Consider the following 25,725-nt stretch of genomic DNA (forward strand, 5'->3'; position numbering starts at 1 on the left):
TTATTCCCCATTAGCAGGGATACGATTTCCCTGGCTGTCGTAAAGCCCTTCCAATACCGGATGCCCTGATTGGATGCCGCTAACCAACGCCACATCACTGCGGGTAGCAAATATCTGAGTGCGAAAGCACAACACGACAGCACAGCCGACCGGAAATTCACCGCTAAGGGAAAAGTGGTAATCAATACTGCTGTTATCCATCGGTAACAGGTGAGTGGATATGATCTGGCCGTTTGGCATGAATATCAGCGCGTTATGAGCTCGCCCACGACGATAATAACCGCCTCCATAGCAATAGCTGTTGCCATTAAACCGATGGGATACTTCTGTCAGATACAGCATGGCAATACGTTCGGGCTGCTCTCCCTGAAAATTGGCAAGGATTGTTCCGGTTAGTGCGTGTCCGGGTTCTGTATGGGTAACACCATATTTTGCCAGTAACGGCAAGGTGGTACAGCTTGACGCCGACGGGGCATTTATCTGTGTTACCTCAACCCCTGCCCGCTGTAAAATGTCTTTTGCTTTTAATAAGGTAAATAAGTTTGATGCAGGCAGTGTCTGTTGCAAAGCCTCCTGCCACAACAAACAGGGAAAATGCGTTAATCCCATCAGTTTTACGCCGGGCATTGCCATAATGCGTTGAACAACGGTGTTCAATTCCGACAAATGAAAACCCGCTTCCTGTCCAGGATATAAATGATCATGATCATCATAGATTTTCAGCATAATGCATTGCACATTTCCCTCATGCTGTGCCAGACAGGAAATATCCTCCGCTTTTTCCAAAGAAAATACCGTGATAACTTCCGGATGTTGCTGTATCACAGAGAGCATCATGTTACGGGGGATCTGCACCAGATGACCGGCATGGATAACCGGAATCTTCCTGCTCATTAATATCCTGGCTTCTTTAAAATCCACCGCAGTGACACCCTGATAACCCAGTATTATCAGCTTATGTGCCAACCAGGGGTTGCGCCCAACCTGTTTAGTCATCAGGTACAGCGCAATATCATGGTACTCCGCTACCGCAAGCAACCGTTTGGCATTTTCCAAAACCTGATCAACGTCAATGACATAAGTATCAGGCAGTAAAGCTCCTTGCATCCATAATGTATGGGCGGCCTCAATCAGTGCAGGATTTTGTTTTTTTAGTGCGTTAATAAACATGCTGTACCTCCTTGTACGCCTGACAGCGGTCAATGCCAAAGCAAGAAATAAATGTTTAAATAATTATTTTTTTGAATATTTGATGGAAAAAAAATTCCTTCACCTCTGTTGCCGTGCTACTCCTGATCTTTTGCCGCCCAAAGGCTAAACAAGTTCGCCAGCAGATAACCCTCTTCACAGGGATGTAATTGCACGTCAAATTGTGCCAGCAACGAAGCGTTAATCGCCTGCAAATGCGCAAAAGCATCAGATTGACGTACTTCCATCAGCAGTTCAGCATCCATTGAACCGATTTGTTCTCCCCGGCGCGAGCGCATCAACGCATTTGCCATATGTGTTATTACCATTTCTCCCAGCCCGTTCCTGACAGGGATTTCCCAATCATTCTCAAGCTGAGTCACAACTTGCAGCATGCCATCACAGATATCCTGATCGATGACATTTCCCTGACAGAGCAGATTCAGTCGATTTTCCATTTCATTTACTCCGTCCATTTCAAACTAATAACTTGGATCCTGTTGACCTGTCAGTACACGTTGTTGATGAGCTAACAACTCTGTTTTATTCACTGTAGTACGTAAAAGTTGTTGAGTCGGAATGTCATCAACTCTGGTTAAAATCACCGCCTCAGAAGCTTGTATAAAGAACGGATTTCCATGGAGCGGTACCGCAATAAGCTCCCGGGAACTCAGTTCATCCTCTCTGCTAACGTTCCAGATCACTGCGTCAATGTCACCTTTCGCCACTTTGTACAGGCTCTCGTGGTAAGAGATATTCACCAGCGTGATATCCTGCCCGGCAAAGTACACCTCAGTCATGATCTTCTGGTCAGCAGAACGATTATCCAACCCAACACGACGGATGTTATGTTCACCTCCCTTGCGATAAATCAGTTGATGTGCGCCAACATAGGTATGTGGGCCTAATTCAAGTACAGAGCATACATCACGCTGTTCCAGATAAGTTTGCGCCGCCAGATGAGAGACCACTGCCAGGTCATAAATGCCGTTACGCAGACATTCCACCCTGGCGTCTGAACCCCTCATATGAGCGAAGTAAAACGGAATACCATCAAATTGCGCTTTCAGACCACTCGCCAGCCCTTCGTACAATCGGGTATAAGGCAACGGCATCACACAAACCACGTTACCGATATCGGCATGTGCTAACAGCGCCTTGTGATCCAGACTGACCAGGTAACTACCGTTACGCCCCCGTCGATCCACACAAATTGCACCGGAATTCTCCAGTTTTTTTAATGCAAACTGTACCAACCCAACCGACAACGCATAGTCAGATGACAGCTCTTCAATGGTCTTCAAGCGGTTACCATTGCACTCACCTAGCAGATAACGCGCCAAACATGCCTGAGCGACCCCCTCTTTTTTAAGCAGACCATGACTCATAATTATTCTTCATTTTTTTGAATGTATTTATATCCGATTTAAGGAGACAAATAACAATCGGAAAATAGTAAAAATGCGAATGAGGTCACGATTAAATGAGTGTTTTTTTGCAATTGCCGCAAAATTCGTCTCTTCATTAAACTATTTTTACGCTTTGATTGTGGTTGGCTCCGGACGTTTCAGCACTGCGTAAGTTAATCCTCCCAACAGTGTACCGACAATAATCGACATCAAATAACCCAGTACTGGTGTGATAGCCCCTGGGATCAACAGTACAAACAAGCCACCATGCGGTGCCATCAGTTGTGCGCTCACGGCCATAGAGAGAGCCCCGGTCACCGCACCACCGACGATACAACATGGGAGTACACGCATCGGATCACGGACAGCAAAAGGGATCGCCCCTTCGGAAATAAAGCATAAACCCAACACCAATGCGGCTTTGCCGCTTTCCCGCTGAACGCTATCGAATTTCTTCCGGGCAATCAGTGTCGCCACGCCCATTGCCAACGGTGGAACCATTCCCGCCGCCATAATGGCAGCCATTGGCGCGTAGGTTTGTGAACTGAGCAGACCGACACCAAACGCATAGGCGGCTTTGTTTACCGCTCCCCCCATATCGGCACACATCATCCCACCCAAAATGGCACCTAACAGGAGCGCGTTGGTTGTGCCCATATTTGAAAGCCAATGCGTTAGACCCGCCATAATACCGGCGACCGGTTTACCGACAACGTAGATCATAATCAGACCGGTAATCAGGCTGGCGAACAGCGGAATAATCAAGATCGGTTTTAATGCTGACATACTCTGCGGCAACTTCACTTTGGCACTGATCAGCTTCGCTGTGTAACCGGCAAGGAAACCGGCAATAATGCCGCCGATAAAGCCCGCGTTAGTGCTGGCGGCCAACATGCCGCCAATCAGTCCAGGCGTCAGACCGGGGCGATCAGCGATTGAGAAAGCGATATAACCTGCCAGCACGGGCACCATCAAGGCGAAAGCCGAACCACCACCGATCTGCATCAGCGCCGCCGCCAATGTGCCCGGTTCTTTAAATGCGGTGATACCAAAGGCAAATGACAGCGCGATACACAGCCCACCCGCCACCACCATCGGCAGCATATAAGAGACACCGGTTAACAGATGGCGATAGATGCCAGTGCTCTCTTCCCCTTGCCCGGTTTTAGCATCTTGCCTTTCCGGCTCGAAAGGCTTTGCTTCAACCAATGCTTTATCAAACTCCTGAGCCGTTTTCTTCAACGCCAGACTGGTTGAGGTACGGTACATGGGCTTTCCGGCAAATTTCGCCAGATCCACGTCAATATCCGCGACTACCAGCACCAGATCCGCTTCTGCCACCTCTTCCGGCGTAATGACATTACCCGCCCCCACTGAACCGCGGGTTTCCACCTTCACCCACCAGCCACGTTTTTTGGCTTCGGTTTCGATAGCTTCGGCTGCCATAAAGGTATGCGCCACCCCCGTAGGACAGGCGGTAACCGCAACAATACGTTTTGTGTCACAACTCAGGTCAGTTGCCGGCATCTGATATGGCTGTGCGTCAGCTTTTGCTTGCCGAAAGAAATCTTCCGGCGCATGCAATGCCTGTTCCGTGTTGCCAAGATAAACTCGCTTGCCATTCAGGGTGTTATCGGCAGGTATGGTATCGCCAGTCACTACCACCAAATCGGCTTCAACCGGATTTTCTGTCAGTATCAGACCATTTTCCGCCGCAGCAGCACTGAGGACAGTTTTCACCAGATAACTTCCGGCCAGTCCTAACAAAGGATCAATGATAAGCAACGTTTTCATTACATCTCCCCCTCACCCAAACCGGAAGCAATCGCTTCACCAATGGCAGTTATCGCCTGCTGTGCATCATCACCGTTGGCAACGACGTGAAGCCGATGACCTTTTTTAACGCCCAGCGCCATGATTTTCATCAGGCTGCGGCCATTTACCGGTCGACCGGTACCATCAAGGTTGAGCATGGTAATTTCACTGGAAAATTGCCGGATAACGTTGACCAACACCGCACCTGGACGGGCATGCAAACCGTGGTCATTACACACGACGAACTCCCCGCTGAATATTTCACTTTGCTCTGGTGCGCCACGGGTCAGCAATGCCAGCACTGTCGGCGCATCAGCCTTCAGCAAACATTCCGCTTTTTGTGTTAATAGCAAATTGCTCAGGTGATGCAACACATTCAGCGGTTGGTCGTCGGTAACCGCAACGGTCAACAGCATCACCACTACCTCGTTGTCCTGCGTGCATAACCGGCTGACGGCTACCGCGCTAGCTAAGTTACCGTCGGGGCTGTCGCTCAACCAAATACCTTGTCCGAGATCCAGCGGCTTACTGTTAATCACTTTACTGATAAAAGTCGTATCCACCGCACCCGCTTGTTGTAACCGCCCGGCATTCAGCGCTTGTAGTGTCATCAGATCGCCAGCATTAATATCCAGAGAAATCAGGCTGGTATCGAATTTAAACTCGGCTTGCTGGCCTTCTCCCATTAGCAAGCTACGCAGTGCCTGAGCTGAATCGACAGTTTTTAGCTGCCCGGCAATGCGATCGTCGCTCAACAGGTGTGCTAACTGACGCAATAGTGACAAATGTTCATCGGAACATGCAGCGATACCAATGACCACATAACACATAGCGCCTTTATCCCATTCCACACCCTGTGGGAAGTGAAATACCTGTACGTCGGTTTTCAGCACCAAATCACGGGTATTGATCGTGCCATGCGGAATAGCGATACCGTTGCCAAGGTAAGTAGAAATTTGCCTTTCACGTTGCAGCATGCCGTCAACATAGTCATCACTGACGTTACCATTAGCGGCTAGCATGGCCGCCACCTGGCGAATAGCATCCTCTTTACTGGTTGCAGTTGCACCAGTGTGGATATTTTGCAGAGCCAACTGGAACATGGTTTTCCTCTCTTACTGAAGATAGAATCGTCTCAGTTATGCTGAGAAAAAAAGCGTTAAAACCCACCACAAAGGAAAATGAGATAAAACTGAAACGTTTCAACCAGTGTGGAGTATGATTAATTATTATTCAATATTTGCACTGTATAATATTGCGATTTTTTGAGATTACGCACACTTTTTCCGATATCGTTCTTTAAATATCTCCAATTGAAGGAATTAGCAAACAGATAGTATTATTCTGTCGTAATGATCATGACTATCCGTTTTATAGTTTATTAGATTGAAAATAATTGAATCCGTGCTGAACTTGTCATACTTTCTTACAGTTTGTAACAATTTCTTACAAATTTATATTTTTGTAAATTTATAAAAAATGCTTGCTATCTGATGAAAGTTTAATAATTATTACTTAAATTCCATCATATTGGCAATATGATGGAAATCTCAGCCCCTGTTCCCCTTATTCAAAGGGATTAATCGATTTGGAATGCATTTTTGTATTCCTGTCGTCAAATAACCATTACACCCGACATAAGCACTCTTTCTTGTCGACAGCAATGGGATTTTTATTATGTTATTTTTGATGAAGGTGATTGACGATCAAACAGGAGAAATCTTGTGGGATTTTCAATGACTGATGTTTGGTCTGCGTGCCTATATAATGTTAAAAGAAGGAGGTTAAACCCATGGGTATATTAGATCCGCTTCTGGGTTTAGATTGTAAGAAGTATTTGAGACACTGGGTAGAATTTCAGTTGGTGGATGAACAGGATAAGCCGCTGGTCAACCAGCCTTATCGCCTGATCAATCGCGGAACCCCAGGTTATGTGCGTCAGGGGGTAACCGATGGTTTCGGGGTGCTCAGGGAAGAAGACCTGTCAGCTTATCCGGTGACCTTGTATATCCACGCCCAATCGTTGGCGGATGAAATGGAACAGCGCCCGTTGCGGGAAATACGCGGTGAAGCAGCGTCGATGGTGAAGCCGAAGGCCATCAATATCGCTATGTAACTATCGGGCAGATCAGCGATAGGTTGCCGGTGATTAAGCATTGGCATGATCCTAACAATCTTCCACCTCCCTATCATTTCCCGGACCCGGAGCCAAAACAGCTTGCCGAACTGGTTGCGCCGGAGAAATACCATTTTTTCCGGGATCAAGAACAATTATTTGAAAAACACTAAATGAAAGGACCGATATTGTGGCGGATATTCGGCAGCGCGATGCATTATTTTTACAGATGGATCATCAGTTGAAGCAAGCACTAATTTGCACTCAACAGGATAAACAAGGTCCGTTGGCCTTATTACGCTATACGGATAACGCGGTAGGAATTGAGGAAAACTGACCATGATAAATATGAAAACATACTTACCTGTATTGTCGGCAATATTCATTAATATCGTTTTTATGTATGCGCCTTAACAGGCGCATACATCAGAATTGCTTATTCAACTGAACAAGCAGAAGCCCTTGGGACATAATCGAAGTGTAATTCCCGATGTCGGTTCCTTTTTACACTCCAAACACCGTGAAAACGCTCTGCATTACTGGCGGTATACCGCACTGTGTGGCGAATGTTGCTGTGTCCAAGATAATCTTGTATCAACCGGGTATCCACTCCCCTATCTGCTAGAGCAAAACCGCAGGCATGCCGCAACATGTGCGGATGCGAACCTATAGAAATATTAGCCCGTTGCCCTAGCTGGCTAATAATTTGATAAATGCGCTGACGGGTCAACGGCTTCCCGTAACGTGACAAAAATAACCAATCACTATCTGCACCCTGAAAGGTTTTACGCACTTTGAGCCACGCCTTGATCGCCCGAATCTCATAACCTAAGAGAGGATGATTGGTACAAAATCCGCCTTTTAAACGCCGGATGTACAAACTTCCATCGTCCAAATCCAGATCGGATAATCGTAGATGCCTAGCTTCGCTAACACGTAAGCCATGAACAAAACTCATATATACCAGGCAATAGTCGCGCTCCCGATTAGAGCTCTCTTTTGCCACTTCCAGCATACTTTCCACTTCGTGTTGCGTCAGATGTTTTCGTTGACCCATTATGGTCTATCCCAAATATTCTTTGCTTTAACGCATTGAACACACTGCGTTATCTGTAACTGATTAAGACCCTGAACCAACCCTAAATCCCCCATAGTAACTAAATCTGCACCAAAATAGCGGCAGATGACTGAACGAAATTGCTTTTGCTGTGCCTGATCCATGTTCAAGCTGTGTAATAGATAGGTTTTCAATGTCTGCTCTCCGGTAACCCTCCTCTATTCTTACCATCACACAATAAAAAGAAAAATAGTGATTCAATTAATCATCCCTCATCAAATGAGTCATGTTGACTGAAAATATCAACAAAAATCACTGTGATAGGCCCAACAACCATTTTAACAAAAGGACCTGTCAGCCAGATTGATTTTTGGTTCAAATCACAAGGAAGGATGTTGATGTGCTAATACTTGCCGGCTGTCGATAAACGTTCCATCTCTCTATTCTTCTGCCGGAGAAATCCAGCAGGCAACAAAATGACTGGCTGGGCTGGTAACATTAGCATAGGTTCCTTTGCACAAAACAATGCTGTACAACAGCCAGATACGACGTTCGATTTTTCAAAATCACCGCCCAATTTTATCCATGTCGCCATAATAATGCCCTTTACTACTTAGTGGTATCTTCAAAAACCCAGACATTATGACTCATTATTACCCTTTTCAGCTAATTATTTGCGCAAAAATATGATTTTCGAGGGTACTTATACGTTTAAAAGTCACATGTTGCCTTTTCAATTATTTATTATTTAAAACAATGGGATAGATATCATTTCATCTTCCTGTGATGCTATGCTTAATCTGTCTCAAATAATATTCATGACAAGGAATATGATCTCGACAAATAAGAAAAATAGGAAAATAGACAAGGGATGTTAAGTATTAGATTAAATTCACATAAAAACATTTAAATAATTCCAATGCAAAATCGTACCAGAAGTTATATTTCCCATATAGAGATATTTATACATCAAATAATAAATTATTTAATTAACACATATAGGTAAAAATAAAAAATATTATTTTTTGACGAATTAACTGTTGCAATATATTATATGATCAGGTTATTTTAAGTAGAATCATTAAAAAACTCTTCAGACAATTACTTAAATGATAATTAAGGAGTTGCCATGTCAAATATAAGAAACAAACCAAACAATATCACCCCGCAATTAATTTACATGTGGGAAAAAAGTAATGAACCTTGGGGGGCTAAAGATTGCCAGTCAAAATTTATCTATGCCAACCCTGCCTTTTACCAACTACTCGACTTGCCTGAAGATTTTGATATTACCGGGCTTTCCACAGATGAATTACCCTCGCCTATTGCAGAATATGAAGAAGAATATTACCGTCAGGATCAAAAAGTTATTCAAACTATGCAAAAAGTAACTTCAATGGAAACTCATCCATTTGGAGAAAATAAAACTAAGCAAACCTATATTTGTGACAAATATCCACTTTGTGATGATCATGGCCGTTGTATCGGTATCACTTTTCATATGTACAAAACTCAAAATTTCTCTATTTCTTATTATTATGAAAAAACCCCTCCGGCAGAACTGGAATTCACGCCACCTAATGATTTATTGACACAAATTGAATGGGAAGTTCTTTTTCTCGTTCTTCGCTCATTGGATGAAGAAAGCATCAGTGAAGAATTAATGCTGAGTACAGAACATATTGTTAACTGCATTCAATCAATTTACCAAAAATTTAATCTATCACAACAGATAGAATTAAAAAACTTCTGTAAAGAGAATAAATTTGATCTTTATGTTCCTGAGAGATTTATATCTCTCGGAAGCAGAGAATTATAAATTTATTAAATATATAAATAGGACTTAATAATGAAAAATATCAATAAAATAGTTATTCCCCAACAAATAATCAATACGATGGAGACAAGCAACGATCCATGGGGTATCAGAGATAAAAAATCATGTTTTATATATGCCAATAAAGCCTATTGTGATCTCCTTAATCTACCTCATAATTATAATATTGAAGGAAAATATGATAGAGAGCTTCCTGCCCCAACAGCAGAATTTGAAGCAGACTTTCAATCACATGATCGTAAAGCAGAAGAACTGGAGCAAAAAACATATTCACTGGAAACCCATCCTTTTGGTAAAAATCAAATTCTTTGTTCATACTTATTTGAATTATACCCTTTCTATAATGACTCAGGAAATTGTATCGGAACTCTATTTCATGCAGGTAAAGTAAAAGATTTTTCTCTAACACATCTGTTTTATGGAAAATTACCCGAATCCATTATGTTCCAAGCGCCATCTGAAATTTTTACTCAACATGAGTGTGATATTATTTTCTTGATTCTACAAAAATCCCCCCGTAAACAAATCGGGAAAATACTGAATATATCCTATCATACCCTTGAAATTCATATATCAAGGATTTATTGCAAAATTGGAGTTAATTCCGACCGACAACTGGAAGAATATTGTCGACTTAATGGTTTTCATCTCTATGTACCAGAAAGATTTTTGCAACAAGAGAGCATCATGTTTTCCTAAATCAGGATATTATATAACAATAAATATGACTATAAAAAATTCGACTATTTCGTCACAAATAATAAACACCCTGGAAACCAGCAACGAACCGTGGGGAGTAAAAGATAAATCCTCCTGTTTTCTCTATGGTAATGATGCATTAATTAAACTTCAAAATATCAATACCACTTATGATTATGAAGGTAAATATGATAGCGACATTCCCTGGAAAGGCAATGAATTTTCTGAAGACTTTATTAAACATGATTTAAAAGTAATAGCAAATGAAGAGAGTGTTTTATCGTTAGAAACGCATGTATTTGGACGAGATAAAGTTTTATCATCTTATTTCCAGGAAAAGTTTCCACTCTATGATGATGAAAAAAAATGTATCGGCATCCTGTTCCATGCCTGGAAAATTCAGGATAACTCACTCACTCGGCTATTCCATAGCAAACTACCCAATTCTATTATATTTCAATCACCGACTCACCTCCTTACTGAGCGAGAATGGGAGGTAGTCTTCCTTTTTCTGCAAAAATACAGCAGGAAAAAAATCAGCCAATTACTTAATATTGCTGATAAAACCATAGATGTATACATAAGAAAGATTTACAATAAGTTGAACATTAGTTCAGATTCACAATTGGAGGAATATTGCCGACTAAATAGCTTTGATCTCTATGCACCAAAAAGATTTTTATTGTCTTACTTATAAATGTCGTCTATTTACTCAAATTTTTATAAGGTAATAATGTTATAAAGGTCAAATATGAGTCAATCAGGATGTAAAAAAGTCCCTTTTATTACTCCTCAGCTAACTAATATGTGGGATAAAAGCTCAGAACCGTGGTTTGTAAAAGATAAGGAATTCCGCTTTATTTATGCAAATGCAATGTTTATTAAAGTCAATAAGTTACCTGAAAACTTTAATGTTATTGGATATACCGATAAAGAATTACTAACACCAGTTAATAAATTTACTCACCTTTTTGAGAAACATGATCGTAAGGTCTTACAGTATATGCAGCGAATATCATCTCTTACCTCTTATGCTCTAAACAAAAACGAACAATTTACATCCTATTTTTGTAATAAATACCCATTAATGGATGAAAATAATCAGTGTATTGGCGTAATTGCTCACGCCAGAGAAATACATAACTTTACCGTGTCTCATTATATGGAGAATGATATTCCTATATCGATTATATTTCAGCCACCAAATGCTATCTTAAAAGAGAAAGAATGGGTAATAATTTTTTTATTCTGCCGTGGCGTCAGCAATAAATATATTTCTGAAGAAATGAAAATTTCATATCGCACTGTGGAAAAATATTTCGAAAGTATCTATGAGAAACTATCAGTTAACTCAGCTATTGAATTAAGAACATTTTGCAAAGAGAATGGTTATGATCTTTATATCCCCCCAAAATACCTTCAGTCTATAGGCCACATTTTGCTATAAATAATCACGATTTCATTATTACGTATTTCTCTCTGACCTGTTTAATTAATCTACTTTTCGATTAAACTCCCCCCTAAGCTGATATATGGAAAACAATTTGATAAATAAAAATAAAGGGCTTAATACGAGGCTAAATTATCATTTTTCTGAATATTTATTCACTCGTTTCTTTTGTTAAAGACTTTTAGAAAATTAAGAAACCACGAGACCAGCATGAGCACTGATTGAAGCTTATTATGGTCGAATGGTTTGCATTAATATTTTGGTAAAAGAGATCGAGACAGGGTATTTATAACCCTGTTTCAAACTCCAGATATTCCAATCAACGAACAATAATGCCTAACAGAATGCCCAATGCACCAAAGTCAGCGTCACTGAATGTCGTGTTAGCAATACCAATATCCCCCAGAACAGGTAACAGGAATACAGGCAGAAAAGTTATCAGCAAGCCCTGAGCAAAAGCACCGAGAATAGCGCCTCTGCGACCACCTGTCGCATTACCGAATACCCCAGCCGCAGCGCCAACGAAGAAATGTGGCACGACACCGGGAATAATTACCGTCATACCCAATGCATATAATATAAACATACCGATGATACCGGCAATAAAACTACTCAGGAAACCCACTAATACCGCATTAGGCGCGTAAGGGAATACAACCGGACAATCCAAAGCAGGTTTAGCATTCGGAACTAATTTGTCAGAAATTCCTTTAAACGCAGGGACGATTTCTGCAATCACCATTCTCACACCTTGCAGTATGATATATACACCTGCGGCAAAGGTAATGGATTGCATTAACGAAAACATAAACCCATTTTTTCCACCACTGACTCCTCTGACGAAATCACCACCGGCAAACAAACAAGTGATCATGAAAATAATTGCCATCGTGAAAGAGATGGCAACCGGTGTATCACGCAGAAACAGCAAGCTTTTCGGTACATTCATCTCTTCCGTTGAGTGTTCTTTGTTACCCAATTTGCTGCCAATAAAACCGGACAAAACATAGGAGAGCGTGGAAAAATGCCCAATGGCAACGTCGTCAGAACCGGTCACTTTTTTCATATATGGATGGGCAATCGCCGGGAAGAAAACCATAGCAACCCCAACAACCACCGAACCAATAACCACCAGCATAGTGCCGTTTATCCCCGCAGTTGCCAGAATGACCGCGACCATCATGGACATAAACAGCGTATGATGCCCTGTCAGGAAGATGAATTTCCACGGGGTAAAACGGGCAATCAATATATTGATCACCATAGCAAAGAACATAATCATTGCCATTTCTTTACCAAAACTTTTCTGCGCAATGGAAACAATCGCTTCGTTGTTTGGTACTACTCCCTGAATACCAAAAGCATGTTGGAAAATTGCCGCAAAGTCCCCCAATGAAGAGACGATTAATCCAGCCCCGGCCCCCAAGATTACAAAACCCATAATGGTTTTTATGGTGCCCTTGATACATTCAGTCACCGGCTTTTTTTGCACGACCAGACCAATAAGCGCGATAAATCCCACTAAAATCGCAGGCTCTGACAGGACATCACTCATCAGAAAATGGAAGAATTCCATGACAGCCTCCGGTTACAACGCACCAAGTTCGGCTAACGCCACGGACAGACGCGCTTTCATTGCGGCTTTATCCACCATATTGTCCAGTGCAACAATTTTGCCATCGACTGCCTGAGCAACCAGTTGTTCTGCAATATCTTTAGTACCAACAAAAATATCACTTTGAGTTGCTTTTGCTGAACCCAGATCAACATGATCAACGCCAGCATCTATCCCCATCTCTTTCAGGATATTTTTAATGCTCATTTCCATTATCAGGCTGGTACCTAACCCATTTCCGCAAACGACTGTGATTTTCATACTGTTTTCCCATAACAAAAAAATAACAAATTAGTATTTGTTAATAACGAAAAGAATCTCTTCTTTACTTTTAGCGCCTATCAGCAGCGCCGTATCTTGTTGATTATCAAACAGTGCAGCAAGTTGAGAAATCACTTCGATATGGCTATTGCTGTCAGTCGCTGCTAAGACAATCAATAGCTTGACCGGATCATTTTCTTCAGAACCAAATTCAACACCGTTGCTAATAACGGTTAATGCTAAAGACAATTTGTTGACCCCCTCCTCAGGTCTGGCATGTGGCATAGCAATTCCCGGCCCGACAACGTAATAGGGCCCAATGGCCTCATGAGAGCAGTAAATAGCATCAATATAACGGAGTGAGATTGAATGGTTTGCCACCAGAGGCTGGCAAGCAATAGCAATAGCTTCGCGCCAATCTTTAGCGTCAGGGATCACTTGGATCACATTACGGGTAAGTAAAGTTTTTAGCATCAGTTTCTCCTGGTTGAAATTGTGTTCCGTCTTCTATAATCCCTGTCCTCTCTCCAGAGATATTAATCACAAATGGTAGCGCTATCTATCATCGTAATTCATTATTGTGATAGCGCTATCATTGTTATCTAATCGATTTACCTGAATACGAAAAACACATCATGGTTTTTTTCCCACGACTTGCCTGAGATAAGGTAGAATCCTACCGTCAAATTCATAGCCGTTAATGAAAAAAATAGAAAAATATTGATGGAAAAGACACGAAAACGCCGTAATACAGGGCGAGTAACATTACAAGATGTTGCTAAGTATGCCGGTGTCGGTTCAATGACGGTCTCTCGCACATTGAGAACACCAGACATGGTATCGGATAAATTACGGGAAAAAATTGAACACGCCATACAGGAGTTGGGATATATCCCCAATGGCGCTGCCGGCGTACTTGCCTCCGGCCAAAGCAATATTATCGCGGTTCTTGTTCCGTCTTTGACAGATAGAGCCAGCGCCACATTTATACAGTCCCTGCAACAAGTGCTGAATAAACATTCCTTTCAGGTTTTACTCGGATGTCATGAATATAACCGCAATAAGGAAGCCGAAATTATCATGACATTGCTGCAAAGCAACGCAGCCGCATTGGTTATCTTCGGTTCTCAACTGGCAGATAAAATCTATAACAACATTTCTCATATCAATATCCCGATTATCAATGTCGCGGGATCTCATCAACAACAAACAACAATCAATATAGAAACGGATTTTTCCGCAGCAGCTTATACCCTGACTGAACATATGCTGAGTAAAGGCCGGAAGCATATTGGTTATATTGGCGCCCAAATGGATAATCGTTTGCAAAATCAGCAAATTAATGGCTGGAATAAAGCCATGTTACATCACTATCAGAACGCAGACCAAAATATCACTACACCGGATGCTGCCAGTATGCAATTTGGTTGTCAGGCAATCGCTGAAATGTTATTACGTCAACCGGAATTGGAAGGCGTGATTTGCAGCCATGAAGTGATTGCCTTAGGCGTCATGTTTGAATGTCAACGTCGTCTGCTTAAAATACCGGCTGATCTGGCTGTTGCCTGCCTGGAAGGCTCTGATAACTGCGATCACACACAACCAACACTGACATCAATCCGCATTGACTACCCCAAAATAGGAAAGGACACAGGAAAATGGCTGGTAAAACTGCTTAATAAACAGGGTGAAGATGAGCCAGAATATCAAAATAATCAATATCACCTGTTTTCGTATAAGTTTGAGCCAAGACAAAGTACTTAACGGAGTTGAAAATCCCAGTAAAATGTCACAAACTGCCACAAAAGCCTATAAAAGCGCTAATTATTTAGTCTGCTGACAATTTAGATCATGTGGCTTAAAAGGAAAACCCGCGCAGTCTTCAACCCGATTGACTATGTCAGCAATTGTCGTTTCAGCCAGGGCAGCTTCCAATACACAGGTAATACGCGAGAACTCATCTTCCAAAACCGGAGTGATATTGTGTCCGATATAACATTTGGGATTGGGTTTGGAACGGTGCAACGTGAAATATAATGGATCTTCAACTGTACGATAAACATCCAGCAATGAGACCTGCTCCGGTGGCCGGGCCAGTAACGCTCCCCCACCCTGACCCATTTGCGAATAGGTCAACCCGGCCTCGGCAAGGGCACCCAAAAGCCGGCGAACGACAGTCGGGTTAGTATTCACACTTTTTGCGATATCTTCGGAACGTACAGCTTGACCGTGATGAAGCGCAATATCAGTGAGAATATGAATAGCCACGGCAAAACGGGTAGATGTCGGCACTGGAAAACCCTGTATATCTTAAGGATGTCATTGAGAATAGCAGAAAATAAGAAAAAAGTTATATGATATGTCACTCATTTCGCCGCATAGTAAATAGTGAAATTCAGGATGTCAATCTGTCTGATTAACATTCCTGCTCCTCCTGATCTGTTACCACATATCATTATCTGGTTTAGCTAGTGTGACGAGCTTGATATATCAGGTTAGATACGATCTGCATGGGCGCGTTCAATCTGAAGAGTATCGGCAACCTGCTGTAATTTAATTAACAGGCCATCCCGTACTGTCCATATGTGAACGAAACGAGAAATAAATCGTTTGCCTTTCTTTATTCGTCCCAAGTAATTACCCAACACAATGACATGATCACCTGACTCGAAATATTCAGAGCTATCTGCAACGAATTCATCAGTATCGTTAAAAAGTGGCACAAAAAAATTGTTCAATATATCTTCAATTCCTTCATAAACCCCACTATATCGGGAACCTTCGGTAATATCCCAAACAACGTCATTCCCCATGATCTGGCGAAGAATATCGACATCACCCATAGAATCGTAAAAACGACGAACAATAGATATATTTAATGAATCTGACATTGATACTTCTCCTTCAAATTACCTCGCGTTGATAATAGGATCGACTCTGGTAAAACGAGCCGACCTGATATTCTGGGATGTTCAGTAAAAATTCTATAGAACTTTTAATTTACATCCCTGGAAAATAACCCGAACATCTTTCATCTTAGGCTATCCATTGTGGGTAAGATATCCCCTTACCTAGGTAAGCACAGGATAATCGATATAGCCTACAGGCCCAGGAGCCATAAAGGTTTCCGGTTGTTGGTCGTTAAATGGCGCTTCAATTAAAAGCCGGTGAGGTAAGTCTGGGTTAGAGATGAACAAGTGACCGAAAGCCACTGCATCAGCCCTGCCGTCAGCAAGCGCTTGCGCGGCACTCTCTTTTGTCAGTTCCTCATTGGCAATATAAGTTGACCCAAAAGTTTCTTTTATCATCTTACCCAAATTACCGTCAACAACAGGATCACGCGAGAAAATGAAAGCAATTCCACGTTTACCCAGTTCACGCGCGACGTATTCGAAAGTCATCATAGGATTAGAATCCGCCATGGAGTAATGACCACCACGTGGTGACAAATGTACACCAACACGAGATGCTCCCCAGACTGAAATGCAAGCATCTGTCACTTCCAGCAACAACCGTGCCCGGTTTTCTACTGAACCACCGTACTGATCCGTACGAAAATTAGCATTATCTTGCAAGAATTGATCGAACAAATAGCCATTGGCACCATGTACTTCCACGCCATCAAATCCTGCCACTTTCGCATTTTTCGCTCCACGTCTGAACATCTCGACAATGCCGGGAATTTCATCCGATTCCAGAGCCCGTGGAACCACAAAAGGACGTTTTGGGCGTAATAAGCTGACATGACCATCAACTGCAATCGCGCTTGGAGCCACGGGTCGCTCCCCATTAAGGAAAGCGGGATCCGATACCCTCCCCACATGCCAAAGCTGCATGAAAATACGCCCACCGGCAGCATGTACCGCATCCGTAACCAACCGCCACCCGGCAACTTGTTCGTCTGACCAAATGCCAGGAGTATCAGCGTAACCCACGCCCTGTGGCGTTACTGAAGTCGCTTCACTAATAATCAAACCAGCAGATACGCGCTGAACATAGTATTCCGCCATCAGAGCATTGGGGATACGTCCTTCTCCCACTGCACGGCTACGCGTCAGAGGAGCCATAATGATACGGTTCGGCAAGTCGAGATCACCAATGCGAATTGGGTCAAAAAGTGTAGGCATATTTTTTTCTCTCATATGGACTATGGACTAAATAAATGCACTTCGTTGCAAATCATCAATAGGTACATAACCAGGTAATACCACCAACAAACAACATCGGTCAGGGAATGTATTCATTCTCAAACCCTTAGCAACGGGGGGATCCGCCTGATATGAATTAATGTAACTTACACAGTTACATTAAACAAGAGGGATCTGACATTCGATGTCAGGACATATGCTGTTCACCAGCATCATTCTTTCTAAACGATCCATGCAAGCTCTTCGTTAACGCCATTAGAAAGGGCACAGTGAAGCTTAGTTTTATCTTTTTTAGCCCTCTCCCCTCAAAAATTGGTTATGATTACAAATGGCTCGCCTGATGCTGACCGGCTGTTGATTGATATGTAAGAAAACTGTTGCGAGGAGGATACCTATATGAATTTATTAGATGATTTACAAAAAAAACTGGACGGTTACTTTAATAAAACAAGTGGAATTAACTATGTAAAAATATTTGATACTCCCAAAATATGGGGGCTTCCTTTTGGAAAGGAGATAATGCCACAGGCTGTTAAAAGAGCAGAGGAATTTGAAGATGCTATTGTCAGCATTCTGGAAAACATGCGTTATCGCTGTGATATTTCCTCCTTGAATGCCCCAGATGCAGAGTGGAGGAAAGTTATCCTATCAGCTATTGATAGCGCATTTACAAAAAAAATCAACAGGAAGGACAGAACTCAGATAAGGTTCTTATTCGCTCAAACACCAACATCTTTGTTAAACGGTGTGAATTCATATTTTGAAGGTACCCCTGAATATCTGGCATTGAAGAATGATATTATCAAATTAATTCAGGAAAGGAGAGATAATTGGGAGTGTATACCTGAAATATGGATTGGTAGGTTTTACAGGATAGTAGACGGGCTTAAAATATCATTAGATAAGAAGCTGCTGCCAGAGGAAATGATCCCAGAAGCTGATACCAGAATGACATGGAATCATACAAAAATTATCGCCGTTGATGGAATTGAGTCATTTGTCGGGGGCCATAATTTAAATATGGATCTTTTTAGAAATTACCCTCCAGTTCATGATGTCTCAGTTAAAGTTATAGGAACGGCATCATTAAGCTCACAATTATTTTTAAATAACATGTGGGAGGCTAATACAGACCTCTTAACCAAAGAATTCTTTGATATAGATAAGAATAGGTGGATTAATGCAAATGGTATTGTGGGAAAGCCGGAAGATCCATTAAAAAAAGAGTACATTACTGAATATATAGACAGAAAAAAAGAAGAATGCCTAAAAAACCCACCTAAGGACCCAGAATATAAGAAAGCCAGCAGGATATTATCCGTAGGTAAATATTGGTCTGGGCCTGATATGCGAACGGATTATAAAAAAGGCTCTGAAATAATGAAAGAGTTTATAATAAAGAATGCAAAGAAAAAAATTCGCATGTCCCAACAAGATCTTGTCAGTGCATGGAAAAAACAATGGCGAGACCATCATGTGTGCCGATGGTTGATCGAAGCATTACTTTCCAACCCCGAGCTGGAAGTTCAAATTGTTGTATCGCCACTTGATGCAGCAGCAGGTGCTGCTGGTGATCAATATTCTTTTGGTTCTGGAGCCAAAAGAACGTTTGAAATATTTAAATACTATTTGACACATGATGAACATACAGATAGGAAGCTCGAAGATCCAGATGGAATCAGGCAAGCCGCACTGAAAAGAATAGAGGTTGCCCCTTTTTTCTTTACAGACAAAGTCCCTGAAGATCTTTTGATTGAAGGTACTACATACAAATGGCCAACCCCAGATGAAAATTCTTATACTGCTACGCTAAAAGAACCCTCTCTTTCTGAAAGACCTCCACAGATAGGTGCTATAGGACGCCCATTCCGATCCTTAATTAAAGCAAGTGGTCCGGTATATCCCAAAGTTCCCCCCGCTCCTGGGAATCATGCAAAAGTGACAATAATTGATGATGAACTTTACGTGGTTGGTTCTGATAATCTCTATCCGGGTTATCTTTCGGAATTCAACTATCTTATTGAGGGAGAAGATGCGGTGAAAGCTTTCATAGAATCCTACTGGGAACCACTGTGGAAATATTCAAGAACACATGCATTTAATCACAAAAATACTTGATGTAAGTAACAAGTGTATTGATATATTCCCGCCAAATGCGGGCGGGAATATAACTGAAAAAACATTAAGGAGATGACTTTTCAGAGTGGGAAACCAAATCAAAGCGTTTTTCAGCAATAGCCTAGAATACGGCAAGACATCGACCGGATTGCCCCTGTGAAAGATGCCATTTTCAAATAATTTGGGTTTGAAGCCCGATGAAAATCACTTAATGTGGATTGAAAACCGCCGTTGATTGCAGGTCATGACTAATACAGATAAAAAGACCCGATTTTGAACAGATTCACCAACGAATCACACTCATAATACAAATCGGGTACTTTTAATTACTTACGATTAGATTTTAGCTACATCTAGGTATTTTGTCATTTCATCATCAGGCACCATACCGCCGCCGGTTGCCCAGACCAGATGTGTAGCCTGTTTCATCTTGTCCACCGAAAGGTTTTTACTATTCAGGTAATCAAGGTTTTCGCTAACACGCGCAGGACCAGCCATCCCCACTAACGCCGAAGGCTCCAACCGGATACCCTCATCACGATTAAGTAAACCCAACAAGTTATACATTTCCTGATCATGAACGGTATAAAAACCATCCAGCAAGCGTTCCATAGCGCGCCCAACAAAGCCGGAAGCCCTTCCTACCGCAAGACCATCAGCAGCAGTAATATTGTCAATGCCAATATCCTGTACACAAATACTGTCGTGCAGACCGGTATATACACCCAACAACATACAGGGGGAATGGGTGGGCTCAGCGAAAATGCAGTGCACATGATCACCAAAAGCCAGCTTCAATCCGAACGCGACACCGCCAGGACCACCACCAACACCGCATGGCAGATAAACGAATAACGGATGATCTTCATCAACTACCATATTCATTTGCTCAAGCTGTGCTTTTACCCGTGCACCCGCGACAGAATACCCCAAAAACAACGTTTGGGAGTTTTCATCGTCGATAAAGAAACAGTTGGGGTTAGATTCCGCTTCTTTACGGCCCTGGGCCACGGCCACCCCATAATCTTGTTTATATTCCACGACATTAACCCCATGTGAACGTAGCTTTTGCTTCTTCCATTCACGGGCATCGGCAGACATGTGCACACTGACATTAAAACCCAGCTTCGCACTGATAATACCTATGGATAACCCCAAATTACCGGTGGAGCCTACAGCAATACTGTATTGATTAAAGAACTGCCTGAACTCTTCTGAAAACAGTTTGCTGTAATCATCGTCTTCAGAAAGCAAACCAGCTTGTAATGCTAATTTTTCCGCGTGAGTCAATACTTCATAAATTCCACCACGGGCTTTAATCGAGCCAGAAATAGGCAAGTGGCTATCTTTTTTGAGTAAAACTTTTCCTGCGATATCCACACCATAATGTTGCTCCAGTGTTTTCTGCATCGCAGGAATAGCGACTATCTCTGATTCAATAAAGCCATGTGTGGCTTCTGTTTCTGGGAAAGCTTTACATAAATAAGGTGCAAAACGATTCAGGCGTGCTTCAGCATTCCCGACGTCATCAGCATCCAAACCCACGAAAGGCAATCCCTCTTTAAAAGTGGTGTTACAAGGGTTAAACCAGAAGATTTCCTCCAATTCCATTAAATTTTTTACTAACGGATACTCATTTAGTAATTGTTGAATCTCAGTACTTTTCATTTATGTGTTAACCCAAGATTGGTGTTTCCCTGGTATATAAAAAAACAACTCTTACTTTTTTAATTATTAAAATTATTATATTCAATATGTTATGTTTACTACGATTTTCTACAAAACATCAGCACATCACAGTTTATCTATTTTTTATCTTCCCCTTATTTTGATTACTACGGTTACTGTTTATTTTTTATTATTTTAGCTATAAATCTGCCTATTTTATAGGCTTCCCTGGTACTGACACATCCGCACTTCTTATTCTTATTTTTCAAGACTGAGCTATTATTCCCTCTGATTACACAATGGTAGAAAGAAGAAATGTCCCAGCCAACGCAACAATAGATGCAATAAATGTTGCGGTTGTATAGTATTTAAAAGTTTCACTGAGCGTTGCGCCACAATACTGCTTAACCAACCAAAACAGCGAATCAGTTACAATAGTACAGCCGATAGCTCCGGAACCAATAGCTAACGCAATAATTTCAGGGCTGATATCCGGATATAACGGCAATATTGGTGAAACAATCGCTGTTGCACCCATCATTGCTACAGTTGCTGAACCAACCGCTGCATGCAAAATAATAGCAACCAACCAAGATAAAAGAATTGGATGCATATCCAGGCCCGATAAAACAACGGCCAGCGTATCACTAAGCCCACTTGCTTTCAGAATGCTATTGAATGCTCCGCCTGCGCCGATAATCAATAAGATATTAGCGATAGAGGCGAAACAATCTTCCGTCTTCGTCAACAGTGTACTCATGCCCATATTTTGCCTGATGCCCAAAGTATAATAGGCAACAAACGCGGCAATAAACATGGCTGTAATAGGGTTGCCGATAAATTCCAACATCGTATAAAACGTGGTGCCTTTTTCCATATTTAATTCGGCAGCGGTTTTAATCAGCATTAACCCAATTGGCAATAACACAGTAAATAATGTCATGCCTAAAGAGGGTAAATCTTCTTCCTTGTGAACTTTAATTTCAGAAAATTCAGCCGGAACCGATTTAAAAGGCAGGCGGCTACCGAGAAATTTCTGGAATAATGGGCCGCTAATTAAAGCAGCAAACAGAGCAACTACCAGCCCATAAACAATGACTGAACCAATATCCGCACCCAGTTTATTCGTCACGAATAATGCGGCCGGGTGTGGAGGAACAATACAGTGAACCGCCATCAATGTTGTGCATAATGGGATCGCTAATTTCAACAGTGATGTGTTGGTTTTCCTGGCAATAGAAAACGCCAGTGGGATTAACAATACTACCCCCACTTCAACAAACAGCGTAATACCACAAACCAGGCCAATCAGTACCATAATGATATCTGGTGAAAGCCATCGGCATTTTTGCAATGTGATACCAATGCGCTCTGCTGCGCCGGATATCTCCATCATCTTACCAAGAATGGTCCCCAGACCAATCACCGCAGCCAAAAAACCCAGCGTACCACCAATTCCCCCTTCAATGGCACTCACCATCTCAACAGGGTTCATTCCCATCAATGCACCGACATAAAAACTTGCCAACAACAGCGCCAAAAAAGGGTGAATTTTTAATTTAATTATCGTAAATACAATTAACACAATACTTGTGAGTAACGTACCTATCACCCAAGGTTGTGAATCCACTTAATCATTCCCCACAGTTAGCCTCTGCTTGTTACATGCATTTTCACTATTGAATATGAATATTCAATTTTTGACAAATGATTAATACATAGTCATGCATGAGCCAGATTGAGCCAATTAAGTGATGCAGATCAAATTTTTTACTTTATTTGAGATTTGAATCACTAAAACTATCTGAAACATGCCGCCTTAATGATACGGTTGCATTATCTCGTCGTCGATGAAACAGAAACATTATACATATGTACACAGATGATAATTTCATGGTTGTAAATAAGCTACTCAATGGAAACCAGTTATCAAAACTGCATACATTTGAGATAGCGGCCCGTCACTGTTCTTTTGCTCTGGCTGCTGATGAGCTAGCTATCAGTGCCAGTGCAGTCAGCCATCGAATCAGTTCACTGGAACAAGAACTGGGGTTCAAACTTTTCCAACGTTTTCACAGAAAGATTGAATTAACTTGTGAAGGAAAGCGTTTATTTTGGACAATTAAATCGACTCTGGAGCATTTGAATCAGGAAATTCTGGAAATAAAAAATCAGGAGTTATCAGGTAATCTGACTATTTACTCCCGCCCTACTTTTACTCAATGCTGGTTAGTTCCCAAATTGGCTGCTTTTAATCAACTATATCCGTCCATTAATCTGAATATTCTGGTCGGTAACGAAAATGTGAATTTCCGCGGTTATGGTATCGATCTTGCGATTTACTTTGATGATATTATGTCCAATGAGCTATCACATCAATATCTGATGAGTGAATACATTACCCCGGTCTGTAGTCCACAATATGCAGAAAAACATAACCTGATGGGAAATATCGATAATCTGCAATATTGTACACTATTGCATGATAAACAAGCATGGAGCTACGATTCTGACACCAAAGAGTGGGACACCTGGACAGAACACTTTGATATTACACTGGACCCATCACAAAAGTGTATAGTTTTCGATCGCTCTGACTTAGCTTCCGTCGCTGCAATGCACCACGCAGGTGTTGCAATGGGAAGAAAAAATATGATTTGGGAAAAAATTGAAAACAACGAATTAGTCGCGCCCTTCCCCAACACCGAAGTGCTATGTAAACAGTATTACTATACCTGTACCCTACCCCAACAACAGAATGAGAAAGTCAATGCATTTATTCAATGGTTGAAATCAACCATAAATGGATAAAAATACAGTCAGCCGTTAATAGATACATCAAATCTGTTCTGTTTTCAGTGGCGATTACTCATCGCCATAGAATTTAACAAGGCATTCTACCGTGCCTTTGAACCCATCATTTATTGATTCCAGTAAAATATGACCAACAAGGCTGAACTCCCTCTTCTGCAAAGTCCATCCTTACCAAGGTAAGCTTAAGGTCACAGATCAAATGAAACAGATATATTTATACATAAATACCTCAGTGAGATTAGTTTTATATAATGATTCCATATAAGATAATTATAAATCTTTATCACAATTTTCGGCTATAAGAATAGACATTCCTATATTATTAGACTACTGAGTTAGCTAACTCAGTAAAGCTTATTCATTTTTATCTAGCTTACGTCTGACAACCATTCTTATCGAATGAGATAGAAATAGATAAAATTATTTTTTTGCTAATAGTAATAAATGATTTATATTTAATTTTATTAGAATAAAGCATATAAATTGGCGTTTTTCTTAATATAGAAACAAGGAATCTTTAGTATAGATAAATTATTGGCAAGAAAAGAGTAAAGAATTTCCAGCTAATAACTGATGAATATTAAAACAATAAAGAAATTATTTATGATAATTAAAGCCATCCTTATCTACTGCTATCCACCAGGAAAAAGTAATAATAATAGTTAGTTAATCGCGTATAAAATAAAAATTTCATCAAAAAATATATACTAATAGTCTAATTTATGATATTTATTATAGCTGTTGGTTAGAAAGTCATTCAAATAATTATAAATTAGTTTACTTAGAAATTATATAGAGTGTAATTAAATGCAAAAAATTTTATTAAGCTGTGGCGCTATTTTTTCTGTATTTGCAATAACTTTACCTGCTCAAGCTGAACAACATACAGCTTCTATCGGGTATGCCCATGTGAAACCACAAGACGTTAAAGCGCTAAATGGCGCGACACTGAGTTACCGATATGAATTGGATGATCAATGGGGAGTGTTATCATCGTTCACCTTTGCTAAAGGAGATGAAAAGGAAACAACAGAACGTCAAAAGATTGATACTAAGTATTATTCTTTGATGACTGGCCCAACTTATAGAATTAACGATTATATTAGTTTATACAGTCAGGTAGGATTATCTAGAATGAAACTGAAATGGTCCGATAGCGATAATAATACAAATGGAAAATCAGAAGAAAATGCCTTAGGTTGGGGAGCTGGCTTTATTGTAAACCCAACAACAAATACATCAATTACAGCCGGTTACGAAGGCAGCCGATTTGATATCAAAGACGGTGTGGATAAATATAAAATTTCCACCAATGGCTTTAATATAAGCGTCGGCTATCGTTTCTAATTTAAGCAATAAAAAGATCATATCATCACCAAGGTTAGTCATGTTATATGATTTATAATCTTGGTGATCTATTCAAAAATTTCATCTTAATTCTGCATGTCAGTGACATTAACTTCTTTAGTTTAATCCAGCCAGAGTTTTTTGGTTTGCTATTGGCTGGTAAGGAATGCACATGTATCACTA

At 41.1% G+C, this 25,725-nt stretch carries 27 protein-coding genes; 11 read left to right on the plus strand and 16 right to left on the minus strand.

The features are described 5' to 3' along the window. The 5 genes from ACGF63_RS00245 to fruB form a co-directional block, all read right to left on the minus strand. Positions 1–1,170 carry a YhfX family PLP-dependent enzyme gene (locus ACGF63_RS00245; RefSeq protein WP_152962214.1) on the minus strand — a complete coding sequence of 390 codons (1,170 nt, stop codon included), beginning with the start codon at positions 1,168–1,170 and terminating at the stop codon, positions 1–3. A gap of 116 nt (positions 1,171–1,286) precedes the next feature. Continuing rightward, positions 1,287–1,646: a hypothetical protein gene (locus ACGF63_RS00250; RefSeq protein WP_036849144.1), complete on the minus strand. Its 360-nt coding sequence runs from the start codon at positions 1,644–1,646 to the stop codon at positions 1,287–1,289. Positions 1,647–1,670: 24 nt separating this feature from the next. Next, a complete protein-coding gene (gene yhfZ, locus ACGF63_RS00255) occupies positions 1,671–2,576 on the minus strand; it encodes a GntR family transcriptional regulator YhfZ (RefSeq protein ID WP_036849140.1) in 906 nt (301 codons plus the stop codon). Between the two features lie 147 nt (positions 2,577–2,723). Next, the gene (gene fruA / locus ACGF63_RS00260) at positions 2,724–4,391 is read right to left on the minus strand and encodes a PTS fructose transporter subunit IIBC (protein ID WP_152962216.1); all 1,668 of its coding nucleotides are present in this window, start codon (positions 4,389–4,391) and stop codon (positions 2,724–2,726) included. After that, on the minus strand, positions 4,391–5,515 hold the full coding sequence (gene fruB / locus ACGF63_RS00265; protein WP_387628079.1) for a fused PTS fructose transporter subunit IIA/HPr protein: 1,125 nt from the start codon (positions 5,513–5,515) through the stop codon (positions 4,391–4,393). The genes fruA and fruB overlap by 1 nt, the downstream gene beginning before the upstream one ends. A 689-nt stretch (positions 5,516–6,204) precedes the next feature. Between fruB and ACGF63_RS00270 the strand changes: the two genes are divergently transcribed. Genes ACGF63_RS00270 through ACGF63_RS00280 form a run of 3 tightly spaced genes read left to right on the plus strand, consistent with a single transcriptional unit; the run spans position 6,205 to position 6,865 of the window. Further along, entirely contained in the window at positions 6,205–6,528 is a 324-nt protein-coding gene (locus ACGF63_RS00270) for a hypothetical protein (RefSeq protein WP_331251329.1), read from the plus strand. 29 nt (positions 6,529–6,557) lie between these two features. Next, entirely contained in the window at positions 6,558–6,701 is a 144-nt protein-coding gene (locus tag ACGF63_RS00275) for a hypothetical protein (protein WP_331251330.1), read from the plus strand. A gap of 17 nt (positions 6,702–6,718) precedes the next feature. Further along, a complete protein-coding gene (locus ACGF63_RS00280; protein ID WP_152962218.1) occupies positions 6,719–6,865 on the plus strand; it encodes a hypothetical protein in 147 nt (48 codons plus the stop codon). Positions 6,866–6,964: 99 nt separating this feature from the next. Here the strand turns inward: ACGF63_RS00280 and ACGF63_RS00285 are convergent, their stop codons facing one another. From ACGF63_RS00285 to ACGF63_RS00295, 3 genes are all read right to left on the minus strand, one after another. After that, positions 6,965–7,585 carry a tyrosine-type DNA invertase gene (locus ACGF63_RS00285; protein WP_036849131.1) on the minus strand — a complete coding sequence of 207 codons (621 nt, stop codon included), beginning with the start codon at positions 7,583–7,585 and terminating at the stop codon, positions 6,965–6,967. Continuing rightward, complete coding sequence (locus ACGF63_RS00290) at positions 7,585–7,779, minus strand: hypothetical protein (protein WP_036849129.1); 195 nt, start codon at positions 7,777–7,779, stop codon at positions 7,585–7,587. Before ACGF63_RS00290 ends, ACGF63_RS00285 begins: the two co-directional genes overlap by 1 nt. A 209-nt stretch (positions 7,780–7,988) precedes the next feature. After that, positions 7,989–8,180 carry a hypothetical protein gene (locus ACGF63_RS00295; protein ID WP_036849127.1) on the minus strand — a complete coding sequence of 64 codons (192 nt, stop codon included), beginning with the start codon at positions 8,178–8,180 and terminating at the stop codon, positions 7,989–7,991. Between the two features lie 534 nt (positions 8,181–8,714). On the opposite strand from ACGF63_RS00295, the gene ACGF63_RS00300 reads away from it, so the two are divergent. From ACGF63_RS00300 to ACGF63_RS00315, 4 genes are read left to right on the plus strand one after another with little or no spacing between them, the layout of a single operon-like run. Continuing rightward, on the plus strand, positions 8,715–9,404 hold the full coding sequence (locus tag ACGF63_RS00300) for a PAS domain-containing protein (RefSeq protein WP_152962219.1): 690 nt from the start codon (positions 8,715–8,717) through the stop codon (positions 9,402–9,404). Positions 9,405–9,434: 30 nt separating this feature from the next. Next, positions 9,435–10,121 carry a helix-turn-helix transcriptional regulator gene (locus tag ACGF63_RS00305; protein WP_152962220.1) on the plus strand — a complete coding sequence of 229 codons (687 nt, stop codon included), beginning with the start codon at positions 9,435–9,437 and terminating at the stop codon, positions 10,119–10,121. Continuing rightward, positions 10,075–10,818: a helix-turn-helix transcriptional regulator gene (locus tag ACGF63_RS00310; protein WP_387628088.1), complete on the plus strand. Its 744-nt coding sequence runs from the start codon at positions 10,075–10,077 to the stop codon at positions 10,816–10,818. The genes ACGF63_RS00305 and ACGF63_RS00310 overlap by 47 nt, the downstream gene beginning before the upstream one ends. Before the next feature lie 54 nt (positions 10,819–10,872). Further along, entirely contained in the window at positions 10,873–11,568 is a 696-nt protein-coding gene (locus tag ACGF63_RS00315; protein ID WP_387628091.1) for a helix-turn-helix transcriptional regulator, read from the plus strand. 322 nt (positions 11,569–11,890) lie between these two features. Here ACGF63_RS00315 and ACGF63_RS00320 read toward each other — a convergent pair whose 3' ends face one another. Genes ACGF63_RS00320 through ACGF63_RS00330 form a run of 3 tightly spaced genes read right to left on the minus strand, consistent with a single transcriptional unit; the run spans position 11,891 to position 13,921 of the window. After that, entirely contained in the window at positions 11,891–13,147 is a 1,257-nt protein-coding gene (locus ACGF63_RS00320; RefSeq protein WP_152962223.1) for a PTS ascorbate transporter subunit IIC, read from the minus strand. Positions 13,148–13,159: 12 nt separating this feature from the next. Then, positions 13,160–13,447 carry a PTS sugar transporter subunit IIB gene (locus ACGF63_RS00325; protein ID WP_036849115.1) on the minus strand — a complete coding sequence of 96 codons (288 nt, stop codon included), beginning with the start codon at positions 13,445–13,447 and terminating at the stop codon, positions 13,160–13,162. A gap of 30 nt (positions 13,448–13,477) precedes the next feature. Then, a complete protein-coding gene (locus ACGF63_RS00330) occupies positions 13,478–13,921 on the minus strand; it encodes a PTS sugar transporter subunit IIA (RefSeq protein ID WP_036849113.1) in 444 nt (147 codons plus the stop codon). A gap of 249 nt (positions 13,922–14,170) precedes the next feature. Between ACGF63_RS00330 and ACGF63_RS00335 the strand changes: the two genes are divergently transcribed. Next, positions 14,171–15,211, plus strand: a complete 1,041-nt coding sequence (locus tag ACGF63_RS00335; protein WP_152962224.1) for a LacI family DNA-binding transcriptional regulator — start codon at positions 14,171–14,173, stop codon at positions 15,209–15,211. A gap of 60 nt (positions 15,212–15,271) precedes the next feature. On the opposite strand, the gene ACGF63_RS00340 is transcribed toward ACGF63_RS00335, so the two are convergent. The 3 genes from ACGF63_RS00340 to ACGF63_RS00350 all read right to left on the minus strand — a co-directional run bounded on the left by ACGF63_RS00340 (position 15,272) and on the right by ACGF63_RS00350 (position 17,574). Further along, a complete protein-coding gene (locus ACGF63_RS00340) occupies positions 15,272–15,739 on the minus strand; it encodes an Rrf2 family transcriptional regulator (protein ID WP_162524093.1) in 468 nt (155 codons plus the stop codon). Between the two features lie 203 nt (positions 15,740–15,942). Next, positions 15,943–16,338 (minus strand): nuclear transport factor 2 family protein, encoded by a 396-nt coding sequence (locus tag ACGF63_RS00345; protein ID WP_023046522.1) that lies wholly within the window; start codon positions 16,336–16,338, stop codon positions 15,943–15,945. A 180-nt stretch (positions 16,339–16,518) separates the two neighbouring features. Then, positions 16,519–17,574, minus strand: a complete 1,056-nt coding sequence (locus tag ACGF63_RS00350; protein ID WP_387628097.1) for an alkene reductase — start codon at positions 17,572–17,574, stop codon at positions 16,519–16,521. A gap of 417 nt (positions 17,575–17,991) precedes the next feature. On the opposite strand from ACGF63_RS00350, the gene ACGF63_RS00355 reads away from it, so the two are divergent. Continuing rightward, positions 17,992–19,713: a phospholipase gene (locus tag ACGF63_RS00355; protein ID WP_152962226.1), complete on the plus strand. Its 1,722-nt coding sequence runs from the start codon at positions 17,992–17,994 to the stop codon at positions 19,711–19,713. A 336-nt stretch (positions 19,714–20,049) separates the two neighbouring features. Here ACGF63_RS00355 and ACGF63_RS00360 read toward each other — a convergent pair whose 3' ends face one another. Next, positions 20,050–21,381: a D-serine ammonia-lyase gene (locus ACGF63_RS00360; protein ID WP_152962227.1), complete on the minus strand. Its 1,332-nt coding sequence runs from the start codon at positions 21,379–21,381 to the stop codon at positions 20,050–20,052. A 292-nt stretch (positions 21,382–21,673) separates the two neighbouring features. Further along, positions 21,674–23,011: a D-serine transporter DsdX gene (dsdX, locus tag ACGF63_RS00365; protein ID WP_036839698.1), complete on the minus strand. Its 1,338-nt coding sequence runs from the start codon at positions 23,009–23,011 to the stop codon at positions 21,674–21,676. Positions 23,012–23,253: 242 nt separating this feature from the next. Between dsdX and dsdC the strand changes: the two genes are divergently transcribed. Both dsdC and ACGF63_RS00375 read left to right on the plus strand, forming a co-directional pair. Then, positions 23,254–24,192: a DNA-binding transcriptional regulator DsdC gene (gene dsdC / locus ACGF63_RS00370; RefSeq protein WP_036849099.1), complete on the plus strand. Its 939-nt coding sequence runs from the start codon at positions 23,254–23,256 to the stop codon at positions 24,190–24,192. An 810-nt stretch (positions 24,193–25,002) separates the two neighbouring features. Then, positions 25,003–25,542 carry an Ail/Lom family outer membrane beta-barrel protein gene (locus tag ACGF63_RS00375; RefSeq protein WP_152962228.1) on the plus strand — a complete coding sequence of 180 codons (540 nt, stop codon included), beginning with the start codon at positions 25,003–25,005 and terminating at the stop codon, positions 25,540–25,542. Positions 25,543–25,725: the final 183 nt, after the last annotated feature.

This window comes from Photorhabdus sp. RM322S, from assembly GCF_042879395.1.
Taxonomy (GTDB): Bacteria; Pseudomonadota; Gammaproteobacteria; order Enterobacterales; family Enterobacteriaceae; genus Photorhabdus; species Photorhabdus khanii.